Raw genomic sequence first — 807 nt, 5'->3', positions numbered from 1 at the left:
TTCTTATCATAGAATTCTCGTAATTTCTTATTACGAGGAATGATTTCATCACTTGTTTTGCTCTTTCGACAGTCACGAATAGCACAACGAACAGCCATATATAAGGCGTGACGAAGCCTGCTGGAACCTCTTTTTGTAATTCGGTTTTTGGTGGCTGTAAACTTACCTGATTCAAATACACTTGGGTCAACCCCAGCGAAAGCTACCAGCTTTTTAGGGTCAGTAAATCGATCTATCTCTCCAATTTCAGAAATGATCGTTGCAGCGATCTTTTCTCCGATACCAGGGATAGATTTGATGATATTATATTCTTCAACTTCTTTAGCGAGGGCATCTATCTCTGACTCTAACGTGGATAGGTGCTCTTTGTATTGAAGAATGATGTTTATATACATTCCTAGGCTTAGTATATGACTCTGATACACTGTTTTTTCAAAAGGGTTCCGAGCTGCCGCCGCTTTGAGTTGTATAGCTTTTTCTTTTGCCCATCTTTTTGACCGACTTTTACACAGTTCAAATATTTTATCTGTAATTGTTTCTTCACTTTCCCTTATAATATCCTCGGTAGAGGAGAACTCTGAAAGAGTTAAAAGTGACACCACAGAATATAAATCCCCAAAAACTCCTCTGTATTCGGGAAAGACCTGGTCCAGAATTGCTTGAAATTGTAGCTTTGTTTGGATCAACACTCCAGTAATATTCTCGTGTTGTCTTGTAAGATTCCGAAGGTTTAATAGTTGAACTCCTCGCTTTTTATACGGCTCTAGATCCTCCTTATAAAACAGCTCGCAGAGATGGTAAGCATCA

At 38.8% G+C, this 807-nt stretch carries 1 protein-coding gene; it reads right to left on the bottom strand.

Annotation, left to right across the window (positions count from 1 at the left end; translation table 11 throughout):
* Window positions 1–807: transposase (locus ACI3K6_RS23445; protein ID WP_435556728.1), on the bottom strand; the 807-nt coding region annotated here is incomplete at both ends.

Origin of the sequence: Neobacillus solisequens, from assembly GCF_051233465.1 — a bacterium.
Taxonomy (GTDB): domain Bacteria; phylum Bacillota; class Bacilli; order Bacillales; family Cytobacillaceae; genus Neobacillus.
Note: the sequence above shows the minus strand (reverse complement) of the source record. Positions and strands in the feature narration are given on the sequence as shown.